Genomic DNA, 11,414 nt, shown 5'->3' with positions numbered 1-11,414 from the left:
CCCGCATTGGTATTGACAGACATAGCCATTTTCTTGGCTCCCTTTTTCTAAAGGTGAAAGTCGGGCGTTTTGCCCACGGACTTTTTGTCCGCACCGTCAAATCAGCAACCACCATGCCAGCAATGTGATGAATATTCGTTAAGTACGTAACGGGCTGATGCCGCGCGCATTTTTTTCCCGGCTGCGCTGCCGGGGCCGCGGCACGGGGCATCGCGGGCGCGCGCCGGCAATTCCTGCCGGGCAATTCCTGCCGGGCCGGCAACTTTTGCCGTCCCGGCAGGCCGCGCGCGGCAGGCGTTACTCAGCGGGCTGTTTGGCGGGGTGCTCGGCTTCGGGCTGGTGGGGCTGGTGCGACGTCAGCAGCCGGGCGAATTTGGGACCGAGCCATTTCTCGATGTCGTCGACAACCGTGAAGCCGGCCGGCACGATCACCAGCGTCAGCACGGTCGAGGTGATCAGCCCGCCGATCACCGCGATCGCCATCGGTGCCCGGAACGAGGTGTCGGCGCCGACACCCAGGGCGACCGGCAACATGCCGGCGATCATGGCGACGGTGGTCATCACGATCGGCTGGGCGCGCTTGTGCCCGGCTTCCATCAGTGCGCTCAGACGGTCGGTGCCCAGCCGGATTTCCTCGATGGCGAAATCCACCAGCAGGATCGAGTTCTTGGCGACGATGCCGAACAGCATCAGGATGCCGATGAACACCGGCATCGACACTTCATAGCCGGTGATCAGCAGCGCCAGCATGGCGCCGCCCAGCGCCAGCGGCAGCGCGCCGAGGTTGGTGATCGGCTGGAAGGCGCGCTTGTAGAGCAGCACCATCACCGCGAACACCATCAGCGTGCCCGACAGCACGGCCAGCGCGAAGTTCTGCACCAGCTCGGCCTGGAACTCCTGGTCGCCTACCTCGACACGACGCACGCCCATCGGCAGGTTGGTGACTTCCGGCAGGTTCATGATGGCCTTGACCGCCTCTCCCTGGGGCACGCCCTCGATGTCGCATTCCAGCACCAGCCGCCGTGACTGGTTATATCGGCGGATGGTCGAAGGCCCCTGGCCAAAGCTGATATCGGCGACGGCCTTCAGCGGGACCGAGACGCCGGCGGACGTCGGCACCGGCAGGTTTTCCAGCGTCGCCAGATCGCGCCGGGCCGCTTCCACCAGGCTGACACGGATCGGCACCTGCCGGTCCGACAGCGAGAACTTGGCGAGATTCTGCGGAATGTCGCCGATGGTGGCAATGCGGACGGTCTGGCTGAGCGACGCCACCGAGACGCCAAGGTCGGCCGCCAGATCGAAGCGCGGCTTGATGATGATCTCGGGCCGCTGCAAATCGCCATTGATGCGCGGGTCGCGCACGCCTTTCACGCCGCGCATGGCGTCGATGATCTTTTGCCCGGTCTGCTGCAGCAGCACGGGGTCATCGCCGGCGATCATGATCGTGAAGTCGCGGCCATAGCCGTTGTTCTGGCTCTGGAAGCTGACGCGGGCGTCGGCGATGTCCTTGAGCTTCGGGCTGATCTCTTCCTCGATCTCCTGCAGCGTCTGCTCGCGTTCGCTGTGATCGGTGAGGTTGACGAACAGTGTCGCGCGGCGCGGCTCCCCGGAGTCGTCGGTGCCGATGGACTCGAATACCGAGCGCACTTGCGGATGCGCGCGGATGAGCGCCGATGCCTGTGCCGAGACCGCGGCGGTGTCGGCCAGCCGGGCGCCGGGGGCGAGTTCGATGTTGACCTGGGTGAAGCCGTTGTCGAACGGCGGCTGGAACGCCTTGGGCAGGGTGATCAGCAACGCCACGCCGAGCATGAAGAAGGCGACGCCGCCGCCGATGGTCAGCCAGCGATGCTGCAGCGACCAGCGCAGGGTCTTGAGGTAGGCGTGCATCAGCGGCCCGTCGGCATGCGCCTTGATTCCGTGCGGTTTCAGGAAGTGGGCGGCGACCAGCGGCGTGACCAGGCGCGCCACCAGCAGCGACATGAACACGGCGGCAGCGACGGTCAGGCCGAACTGCTTGAAGAACTGGCCCGAGATGCCGCCCATGAAGCTGACCGGCAGGAACACGGCGACGATCGCCATGGTGGTCGCCACCACCGCGAGGCCGATTTCGTCGGCGGCCTCCAGCGCCGCCTGGTAGGGCGTCTTGCCCATGCGGATGTGGCGGACGATGTTCTCCACCTCGACGATGGCGTCGTCGACCAGGATGCCGGCCACCAGGGACAGGCCCAGCAGGCTGATGGTGTTGAGGGTGAAGCCCATCAGTTCCATCAGCCAGAAGGCCGGAATGGCGGACAGCGGGATGGCGATGGCCGCGATCAGGGTGGCGCGCCAGTCGCGCAGGAACAGGAACACCACGAGCACCGCCAGCACCGAGCCCTCCCACAGCGCGTGGATGGCCGAGTCATAGTTGCTCTGGGTGTCGGTCACCGTGGTGTAGATCTGGGTGATCTGAACCTTCGGGTTCTCCTTCAGCAGCTGCTTCAGCTCCTTCTCAACCAGCTCCATCACGGTCACGTCGGAGGAGCCCTTGGCCTTGAAGACGCCGAAGGAGGTCACCATGCGACCGTTGAGGCGGGCCAGGTTGCGCTGTTCGGCGACGCTGTCGCTGACCGTGGCGATGTCGGAGAGCCGGACCACGCGGCCGTCGGCGGTGGCGATGTGGGTTTCGGCCAGCTGTTGCGCTGTCTTGGCGCCGCCGAGCACACGGACCGCCTGTTCCGCGCCGCCGATTTCGGCGCGGCCGCCGGGCGCGTCGATGTTGAGCTGCCGCAGTTGCTGGTTGACGCTGGCGGCGGTCAGCCCCATCGCCTGCAGGCGGACGGGGTCGATGTCGATGCGGATCTCCCGGCTGACGCCGCCCGAGCGGCTGACCTGCGCGACACCATTGAGGGCAAGCAGCCGCTTGGTGATGCTGTTGTCGACGAACCAGCTCAGCTGTTCCTGGGTCATGTCGCTGGTGGACACCGCGTAATAGACGATGGCACCGCCATCCACATCGACCCGCTGGATCAGCGGCTCCATGATGCCTTCCGGCAAGTCGGCGCGCACTTTCGACACGGCGTCGCGCACGTCGTTGACGGCACGGTCGATCGGCGTGCCGATCTGGAACTCGACGAACAGGAAGGCGTTGCCTTCGATGGTGCGCGACTGGATGTTGCGCACGTTGCCGACGCTGGCGACGGCGCCCTCGATGCGCTGGGTGATCTGGGTTTCCATCTCGGTGGGCGCCGCGCCGGGCTGCGACACCGTCACCTGCACCAGCGGAAACGCGATGTCGGGCATGTTGTTGATCGGCATGCGCAGGAACGCCACCAGGCCAAGGAAGCTCAGCACGGCGAACAGGACGATGGGCGGTACCGGGTTGCGGATCGCCCAGGAGGAGATGTTCCTCATGCCTTGCCTCCCTTGTCGGCGGCCTTGGTGGCGGTCCGCGTCAGCGGCTTGCCATCAAGGATGGGGATGATGAGTTCGCCCGTGCGCAGGAAGGCGCCGGCGGAGGCCACCACCTTCTCGTCGCCGGTCAGACCGGCGCCGATCACCAGGCCCTGCTCCACCGTGGCGGTGACCTTGACGTCGCGGCGCTCGGTCCTGTTGTCGTCGCCGACGATGTAGACATAGGAGCCCTGGCCATCGGCCTGCACCGCGGATTGCGGCAACACCGGCTTGCTGGTCGCGCCGGTGGTGACGACACCGCGGGCGAAGGCGCCGGGGCGCAGCTGCGGGTCCGGCGTCAGCGCGACGCGGACGCTGCCGAGGCGGGTTTTGGGATCGATCACCGCCCCCACCAGCCAGACCTTGCCGGTGAACGTCCGGTCGATGCCGGTGATGGTGACGGTCGCCGCCTGGCCTTCCGCCAGTTTCGGCATGTCCTGCTCGGCGACCTCGCCGCGCAGTTCGACCTGTCCATCCTTGGCCAGGCGGAACAGCGGGGTGCTCATGGTGGCGGTCTGGCCGAGTTCGGCCATGCGTTCCAGGACAACGCCGGCCTCGGGGGCGCGGATTTCCGCCCGGCGCAGGCGGGCTGTCGTTTCGTTGAGCTGGGCCTCCACCACCTTGGCGCGGGCGGCCGCCGTTTCCGCGGTGGCCTTGCGGCGGTCGATCTCTTCCTTGGCGACGGCGCCGGATTCAGCGATCGCCTTGACGCGTTCATAGTCGGCGCGGGCGAGGCGCGCGTTGGCGCGGGCTTCCTCCAGCGCCGCGGCCAGCTGGGCGACCTGCGGCTTGAGCAGGTCGGTGTTCAGGCGGGCGAGCAGCTGCCCCTTGGCGACACGGTCGCCGGCTTCCACCAGCACGGCGGCAAGGCGGCCGCTTTCGCCTTCCACGCCCACCGGCATGTCATAACGGGCGGCGATGGTCCCGGTCACCGTCACCTGGGCGGCACGGGTGCTGGCGCCGGGCACGATCACGGTGACACGCGGCACCACGCCCTGCGCGTCACCGCCCTTGCTGATCTCCGGCTCCCCGGCGCCGGGTTCGGGGGCACTGGAGTTCGCCATCATGGCGACGCCGGAGGCGACGACGATGCCGGCAACGCCGACCGTGAGCCAGCGCGTGCGCGGGGAAAGCTGGCGGAACCTGGAGGTGAAATCAGTCAACATGGGTTACCCCTGGGTCTGGCTGGATGGGGGTTGAAGCGAGCCGCCAAGCGCGACATGCAAGCGAACACGACTGGTGAGGCGGGCCAGTCGTGCATCAAGCAGCTGGCTTTGGGCGTCGAGGTTGCGCCGCTGGGCGTCCAGCAGCGTCAGGATCGAGGTCAGGCCGTTGGTGTATTGTAACTCAGCCAGGCGCTCGGCGGCAGCCGCCTGTTGCGCCGACGTGGCAAGGGCGGCTTCCCGGGCGCCCAGCTGAGCCTCGGCGCCCAGCGCGTCCTCGACCTCGCGGAACGCCACCAGTACCGACTGGGCGTAGGTCTGCACGGACTCGTCGCGCGTTGCCTTGGCGAGATCGACATTGGCCCGAAGCCGCCCGCCCTGGAAGACCGGCTGCGTCAGCTGGCCAACCAGCGTTGCCACCATCTTGTGGAAGTCGAAGGCGTCGGCGAGGCTGGCGCCCTCATCACCGATCGAACCGGTCAGGGTCAGGCGCGGCAGCAGGGCGCGCCGGGCCGAGGCAACGCCATAGCCGGCGGCCATCAGCCGGGTGTAGCCCGCCTGCAGGTCCGGGCGGCGGGCGAGTACGTCGGCGGGCACGCCGGTGGCCGGTACGCCGGCCAGTGCCGGCAGCTGCGCCGCTGTCTCGACGCTGGCGGCGGGATAGCGGCCAAGCAGCACTTCCAGCCGCCGGCGGGCCTCGCCGAATTGCTGGTCGCGCAGGCGAGCCAGCGCGCGCGCCGACTCGAGGTTGGAGATCGCCAGCTTGAGATCAAGCTCGGAGGTCAGTCCGGCCTGGGTGCGGGCGCGTACCAGATGTTCGGCGCGCTCGTAGGTGGTCACTGTCTCGCGGGCGAGGTCGCGCTGCTGGCGGGCGGCGATGGCGCCGAACCAGCCATCGGCCACCTGGCCGGCCAGCGACAGCCGGGCCGCCGCTTCGTCGCGGGCCGTTGCCTCCGCGGTCAGGGCGGCGCTGCGGGCACTCGATGCCAGCCGGCCCCACAGGTCGACCTCCCAGCTGATGTCGGCGCCGACGCCATAGCTTTCGGTGGTGGTGCCGCCATCCTTCAGGCCGACGCGGCTGCCGCTGCCGGTGACGCCCAGCGACAGTTGTGGCCACAGGTCGGCGCCGGCGGCGCGGGCACGAGCGCGCGCCTGGGCGACACGGGCAGCGGCCGCGCGCAGGTCTCGGTTGTGGGCCAGCGCCTCGGCGATCAGCGCCGACAGGGCTTCCGATCGGAAGTCGGCCACCCAGTCGGTGTCGGCGTAGCTGTAGGCGTCGGCGGGGGTCTCTGGCGTGGCCGCAACCCAGCCGGCGGGCGGCGAGGCGTCGGCGGTGAGTGGTGGCGCCTGCAAGGCTGGCGCGCAGGCCGCCAGCGCCAGTACCGCCACACCGGCGGTGATCCGTCGGCAGGCACGACCTGCGTGCGCGGTCCTGAGGGAAAGGAGTGTCATTGATGCCCCGATGGTGTTCTGCTGATATGGTGTATTAGATATATAAAACACCACTGCACGGTCAAGCGTCATTCTGATGGTCGCGCAATTTTGTGTCGTCGCTATGGCGCGGGCTCACGGCGGGGCGTGGCAATGCGGCTGGCGGAATTTGCCCGCTGTGCGGCAGTGACTGCCAGCGGGATTGAATATTGCGTCACTGTCCGCCGCTCGCGTGCCGGGCGAGCTGATGGCGGCAATCCTCATTCAGGCAGACTCAGCGACCGGTGGCCTCACCGACCGGCGGACTTATTGGCCGACGGACTCAGCGGTAACGTTTTACCGAAATGGTCCGGCGCTGCTTCTGGAAGGTCATGCGGTAACCACCGATGACGCCGCGCTTGATGATCACCGTGTCGCCGGCGCGAATCGGCGGCAGGACGGCGGCTTCCGACTGCCGCCAGACCTGGCCGTTGGCCAGTTCGATGACGAGGCCGCTGCCGCTGGAAAATACCTCGGTGATGGTTTCCCGCAACTCGGGCAGCCGGTCATCCACTTGCGTCGCGCGGATGGCGGGAACATTCTCGGCACCAAAGGCCTCGCGTTTGGCTTGTTCCTCGCGTGCGGCGGCCTCGGCGGCGGCACGTGCGGCGGCTTCAGCCGCGGCGACCCGGCGGGCCTCGATGGCGGCGGCGTCGGCGGTGCCGAGCGCGGCGACCGCCTTGTCGTAGCAGGCCAGCCGTGCGCCGTCATCGAGCACGCCGGCGCAGGCGCGAAACGGTTCCACCTGCGCCATCGACGGGGAGGACACGGCGACAAGGGTGCCGATGCCGGTTGCCAGAATCACCCAACAGCCTGCCTTCATCGTTCGCTCCGCTCTCTTGTCTTCATCCTGATTGCCGCTAGGGTTAGAGCAGTCTGTCGGGGGCGACAATGGACAAACATTCGTCAGTGCCGGCCGGACAATGCCACAATTGCGGCATGGCATTGTCAGGGCCCTATTGTGCCGCCTGTGGTCAGAAGGCCGGGCACATGCATCGGCCGATCTGGGAACTGGCGGAAGATTTCCTGCATTCCGTGGTGCATTTCGACGGCCGTGTGCCGACGACCCTGCGCTCCATCGCCTGCCGGCCGGGCGCCATGACCGTTGATTGGCTGGCCGGCCGGCAGCAGCGCTATGTGCCGCCGATCCGGCTGTTCATCTTCACGTCTCTGCTGCTGGTCATTCTGCTGGCGATCAGCGACGTCGCCCTGGTGCGGCTGTCCGGCCGGATGGAGGCAGGTCCGGCGTTGGCGGATCAGCCGGCGGCGGCTCGGCCGGCGGCGCTGGTCGTCGGCGAGGGCCATCTGACCTTCGACGTGACACCGGGAGCGGTGGCAATCGATGTCCTGACGGTTGCGCCGCCTGGCGACAAGGCGGGGCCTGTCATCGACCGGCGGGATCTCGATCAGGCGCTCGATGCCGCCGCTGATTCCGGCGACGCAGCCGGTCAGCGCAGTATCACCCGCCTTGTCGACGGCATCAATGCGCTGGCCCGCGATCCGCGGCTGGCCAACGCGCTGGTGGGCAAGTCGCTCAGTCGGTTCATGCTGCTGGCGGTGCCACTGATGGCGCTGTTGCTGTGGCTGGCGCAGCGCCGGCGCTATCTCGTCGAGCATCTGCTGTTCGCCCTGAACGTTCACACCGCCTTCTTCATCGGCCTGACGCTGATGGTGCTGGTGGCCTGGGTGAGTCGCGGCCTGATCCCCGGCGGCTGGCTGCTGGGTGTGTTGTGGTTGGCCTACAGCGCTCATTTTCTGCTGGCGCTCAAGCGGGTCTATGGCCAGGGCTGGCTGGCCACCGCGGTCAAGTCGATCCTGGTGACGGGATTATATTTCAGTGGGTTACTGGTAACGGTCGTGGTTCTGCTGGTGCGCTCAATGGCCGCGGCGTGAAGCGGCTTGACAGCCTAGGTGTATTACCATACTAATACACTCGATCACGTAGGATACCGTCCGACCATGACCCAGATTTGGCGCGAAGACCAGCCCATCTACCGGCAAATCCGGGACCGGATCATTGCCGGAATCCTGGATGGCAGCCTGAAGGAAGGCGAGGCCCTGCCCAGTGTGCGTGCCGTCGCCGTCGACCTTCAGGTCAATCCGCTGACCGTCTCCAAGGCTTATCAGGAACTCCAGCAGGCGGGTATCGCCGAGCCGCGGCGCGGTCTTGGCCTGTTCGTCATCCCCGGCGCGCTGTCGCGGCTGTCGTCGGCGGAAAAGGAGCAGTTCCTCGAAAAGGAATGGCCGGATATCGTCGCACGCATCCGGCGGCTCGGCCTGTCGGCGGAGGAACTGTTGCAGCGCATGGAAGCGGAGGGGGCATGACCATGATCGTCGAGGCACGCGGCCTGTCGAAATCTTACGGCAAGGTACCGGCGCTGCGCCCGTGTTCGCTGTCGATTCCCGCCGGCCGCATTGTCGGCGTCATCGGTCCCAACGGCGCCGGCAAGAGCACACTGATCAACGCCATGCTGGGGCTGATCAACTATGATGGCGACCTCAAGGTGCTGGGGCACGAGCCACTGACGGATCGCGCCGCGCTGATGCGCGAGGTGAGTTTCATCGCCGATGTCGCCACGCTGCCGCGCTGGATCCGGGTCAGGGATCTGCTGGACATTGTTGCCGGTATTCATCCCCGGTTCGATCGTGCCGCGGCCGAGGCGCGGCTGGCGCGCACCTCGGTGCGTCCGGCCGCGCGGGTGCGCGAGCTGTCCAAGGGCATGATCGTGCAGGTCCATCTGGCGATCGTGCTGGCCATTGATGCCCGTCTGCTGGTGCTCGACGAGCCGACGCTGGGGCTCGATCTCATCAACCGGCGCGCGTTCTACGACGCGATCCTGTCGGACTTCTTCGATGAATCGCGCTCGATCGTCGTCACCACCCATCAGGTGGAGGAGATCGAACATGTGCTGACGCACGTGGTGATGATCAACCGCGGCGAGATCGTGCTCGACGCCAGCATTGACGCGCTGGTCGAGCGCTTCACCGCCGTCGATGTTGTCGACGCGCGCGCGGCGGAGGCCCAGGCGCTCAATCCGGTCTATGCCCGCAAGAGCTTCGGGCGGACGACCTATGTGTTTGATTCCCTGCCGGCCGGACAGGTGGCGTTGCTGGGCGAGCCGCGCCGGGTGCCGCTGGCTGATCTGTTTGTTGCCATCGCGGGGCCGCAGGCCGCGTCGGGAGAGGTCGCATGAAGGCGTTCGTCACACTGATCAGGTCCGAGTTCATCGAACATCGTGGCGGCCAGTTCTGGACACCGATGGTGGTCGGCGCGCTGCTGCTGCTGCTGGTGGTGGTCGGCACCTTCCTCAATGGTTCGGCGGTCATCAGTCTGGAGGTGAACGACAGCGGCGGGGTGCAGATCCGTACCGTTGGCGACATCTATGATGCGGTCCGGGCCGAGAAGGGCGAGACGAAGGCGGCGCCGATCCTGCAGGCGATGGCCTACGGTTCGGCTTACTTCTATCTGCTGCCGGCAACCCTGATTGCGCTCATCGTCAGCTTCTTCATGCTGCTGTCGTCGATGAACGCGGAGCGGGTTGATCGGTCGATCCTGTTCTGGAAGTCGATGCCGGTCTCCGACTTCAAGGTGGTGCTGGCCAAGTTCGTCGCCGCCACCTTCGGCACGCTGCTGATCGCCGTGACGATCTCGATCGCGGTGACCCTGATCGCCATGGCTCTGGCAAGCGTGGGCGGGCCGTTTCGCGCCTCGCCGGAGTGGCAGCTGGTCACCAGCCTGCCTGTCCTTCTCGGCACCTTCGCCACGCTGATGACAGCCTGCGTGTTCTATGTCGGCTGGGCGGCGCCGGTATACGGCTGGATCATGCTGGCCTCCGCCTGGGCGCCCCGCTCGGCCCTGCTCTATGTCGTCATTCCCCCGGTGGCGCTGGCCATCTTCGAGGCACTGACCTTCCACAGCGACTATCTGTGGCAGGAGATCGCCAGCAGGCTGGGCTTCGAGTCGCTGGGGCTGGGCTTTGCGCTGGGCGAACAGGTGCTGGAGCGCGCGGCGCTGGCGGAACTGCTGCAGGGGCAGGTCGGCCAGATGGCGGCGAGCACGATCAGTCTGCGGTTTGTCGCCGGTCTTGCCGTCGCCGCGCTGTTCCTGTGGGCCGCCAGCGAAGTCCGGCGTCGCCGTTCGGTGTGAGGCCGATCGGGATGCCCCGACGGGTGGCTGGCGGGGGGAAGCTCTTGCCAGTTGTCCGCCGTCCCGCCACACATGGCGCATGAGTGCGTCCGAAATCGCCCCTGATGCCTCGCCGACACCGCGATCGCTGACGTGCCGGCTGCCCGATGGTGACATGCACGCGCTTGCCTTCGGCGATCCGGCACGGCCGGTCGACCTGCTGTTCGTCCATGCCACCGGCTTCAACGCCGCCACCTACAGCCAGCTGCTGGCGCCATTGGGCGAGGAGCATCATGTCGTGGCGCTCGACATGCGCGGTCACGGCCGGACGCGGCTGCCCACGCGGCCCGACCGGCTGCGCGACTGGCTGCTCTATGCACGCGACGTGGCGGCCGCCGCTGCCGCGCTGGTGACGGCGGGCCGGCCGCCGGTGTTCGCCGGCCACTCCATGGGCGCCGTGGTCGCCCTGCAGGCGCTGGCCGCCCAGCCGCGGCTGGGGCGCGGGCTGCTGCTGCTGGACCCGGTGCTGATGCCCGAAAGCGTGCGCTGGGGCACCCGCCTGCCCGGTCTGCGCCAGCTGATGCGACGCGGCAACCCGATGGCGCAGGCAGCGATCCGGCGGCGGGCGATCTTCCCCGACGCGGAGGCGGTGACGGCCAGCTATCGCGGACGGGGGGCATTTCGTACCTGGCAGCCAGGTTTTCTTGAGGATTATGTCGCCGGCGGGCTGATTACGTTGCCGGACGGCTCGGTGCGGCTGGCCTGCGATCCGGCGTGGGAGGCGGCCACCTATGCCGCCCATGGCGATGATCGACTGGCGGCGTTGCGGCGCATCGGCGTGCCCGTACGGATTCTTGCCGCCGAGCATGGCTCGACGGCGGGGCGGGCGGTCCGATCGCGGGATCGGCTGGGGCCGCACGTTCACCTGAGCGTGGTGCCGGGCGGCACCCATTTCTTCCCGATGGAACAGCCCGGTCTGGTGCGCGACGCGTTGCGCCAGCTGCTGGCCGAGAGCGCCGGAGCGCAGGTGGTCTGAAGGGCGTTGGCCTGAAGGACGTTGGTCTGAAGGGCGTTGGCGGCACCCGCACAGCCTCCCGCCTGGCTTATGCGCGGCGCGACGGCGGCTGACGGTGCACGCTGGCTGGTGCCATGACCGCCTTGTCGTCGCTGTGCGGACGTGACGATCCGTCCGCCGCCGCCGCCCGCGCCCTTGCTGGCATGTC

General features: G+C 67.6%; 9 protein-coding genes. 5 read left to right on the top strand and 4 right to left on the bottom strand.

The features are described 5' to 3' along the window. Window positions 1-297: 297 nt before the first annotated feature. From ABU113_RS11715 to ABU113_RS11700, 4 genes are all read right to left on the bottom strand, one after another. Window positions 298-3,393: an efflux RND transporter permease subunit gene (locus ABU113_RS11715; protein ID WP_454559685.1), complete on the bottom strand. Its 3,096-nt coding sequence runs from the start codon at window positions 3,391-3,393 to the stop codon at window positions 298-300. Continuing rightward, window positions 3,390-4,598: an efflux RND transporter periplasmic adaptor subunit gene (locus ABU113_RS11710; RefSeq protein ID WP_454559684.1), complete on the bottom strand. Its 1,209-nt coding sequence runs from the start codon at window positions 4,596-4,598 to the stop codon at window positions 3,390-3,392. The genes ABU113_RS11715 and ABU113_RS11710 overlap by 4 nt, the downstream gene beginning before the upstream one ends. A 3-nt stretch (window positions 4,599-4,601) precedes the next feature. Then, the gene (locus tag ABU113_RS11705; RefSeq protein ID WP_454559683.1) at window positions 4,602-6,047 is read right to left on the bottom strand and encodes an efflux transporter outer membrane subunit; all 1,446 of its coding nucleotides are present in this window, start codon (window positions 6,045-6,047) and stop codon (window positions 4,602-4,604) included. A 301-nt stretch (window positions 6,048-6,348) separates the two neighbouring features. Beyond that, complete coding sequence (locus ABU113_RS11700; RefSeq protein ID WP_454559682.1) at window positions 6,349-6,888, bottom strand: hypothetical protein; 540 nt, start codon at window positions 6,886-6,888, stop codon at window positions 6,349-6,351. Window positions 6,889-7,055: 167 nt separating this feature from the next. Between ABU113_RS11700 and ABU113_RS11695 the strand changes: the two genes are divergently transcribed. From ABU113_RS11695 to ABU113_RS11675, 5 genes are all read left to right on the top strand, one after another. Then, on the top strand, window positions 7,056-7,958 hold the full coding sequence (locus tag ABU113_RS11695) for a DUF3667 domain-containing protein (protein ID WP_454559681.1): 903 nt from the start codon (window positions 7,056-7,058) through the stop codon (window positions 7,956-7,958). Window positions 7,959-8,024: 66 nt separating this feature from the next. Beyond that, window positions 8,025-8,390, top strand: a complete 366-nt coding sequence (locus tag ABU113_RS11690) for a GntR family transcriptional regulator (RefSeq protein WP_454559680.1) — start codon at window positions 8,025-8,027, stop codon at window positions 8,388-8,390. Beyond that, window positions 8,387-9,259 carry an ABC transporter ATP-binding protein gene (locus tag ABU113_RS11685; RefSeq protein ID WP_454559679.1) on the top strand — a complete coding sequence of 291 codons (873 nt, stop codon included), beginning with the start codon at window positions 8,387-8,389 and terminating at the stop codon, window positions 9,257-9,259. The genes ABU113_RS11690 and ABU113_RS11685 overlap by 4 nt, the downstream gene beginning before the upstream one ends. Continuing rightward, entirely contained in the window at window positions 9,256-10,212 is a 957-nt protein-coding gene (locus ABU113_RS11680) for a hypothetical protein (protein ID WP_454559678.1), read from the top strand. Before ABU113_RS11685 ends, ABU113_RS11680 begins: the two co-directional genes overlap by 4 nt. Before the next feature lie 79 nt (window positions 10,213-10,291). Beyond that, window positions 10,292-11,227 carry an alpha/beta fold hydrolase gene (locus ABU113_RS11675; RefSeq protein ID WP_454559677.1) on the top strand — a complete coding sequence of 312 codons (936 nt, stop codon included), beginning with the start codon at window positions 10,292-10,294 and terminating at the stop codon, window positions 11,225-11,227. The last annotated feature ends 187 nt before the right edge of the window (window positions 11,228-11,414 follow it).

The organism is Parapedomonas caeni, from assembly GCF_041060555.1.
Lineage (GTDB): Bacteria > Pseudomonadota > Alphaproteobacteria > Sphingomonadales > Sphingomonadaceae > CAUJIW01.
Note: the sequence above shows the minus strand (reverse complement) of the source record. Positions and strands in the feature narration are given on the sequence as shown.